The organism is Flavobacterium aestuarii, assembly GCF_040049115.1.
Lineage (GTDB): Bacteria > Bacteroidota > Bacteroidia > Flavobacteriales > Flavobacteriaceae > Flavobacterium > Flavobacterium aestuarii.
Genome location: NZ_JBDLZZ010000062.1, coordinates 1 through 516, shown reverse-complemented (window position 1 = coordinate 516; position 516 = coordinate 1). Strand labels below are relative to the sequence as shown.

The following is a 516-nucleotide window of genomic DNA, read 5'->3' as shown; positions in this document are numbered from 1 at the left end:
ACTTTTCGGTGGCCAGTAAGGAAATCGAGCGAGGCAAGGGTACACGTGGCCGGGGAGCCGAGGGAAAGCAGAACGTTGCGGTGATGGCCGAAAGCACCCCGTTGGAAGATATCGAAACGGGCAAAAAGGAGAAGCATGTGCGTTATTTCAAGGCCAGGGTACTGGATAGCCATCAAAGTGAAGGAATCAACGGCGTGGTCAGGGACTGCATGGAGGATGATGCCATCGTATTTTCGGACAAAAGCACTTCTTACGTTGACATCTCCGATCTGGTGGAATTGCACGTCACCGAGAAATCAGACGCCAAAACCACCAAGGAAACACTCAAATGGGTGCATATCGCAATCAGTAATGCAAAACGGACATTGCTGGGCAACTACCATAAAATCAAAAGGAAATACTTACAGTTGTATCTCAACGAGTTTATTTACAAATTAAACAGACGGTATTTTGGAGACAAACTCTTTGACAGACTAGTAATTGCGAATATAACAGGTGCATAAACGGATAATCAGA

Annotated in this window: 1 pseudogene; it reads left to right on the top strand. The window is 45.9% G+C overall.

The features are described 5' to 3' along the window. A pseudogene (locus tag ABEG11_RS19070) lies at positions 1 to 503 on the top strand (IS1595-like element ISBbi1 family transposase); the annotation flags it as partial. Between the last annotated feature and the right edge of the window lie 13 nt (positions 504 to 516).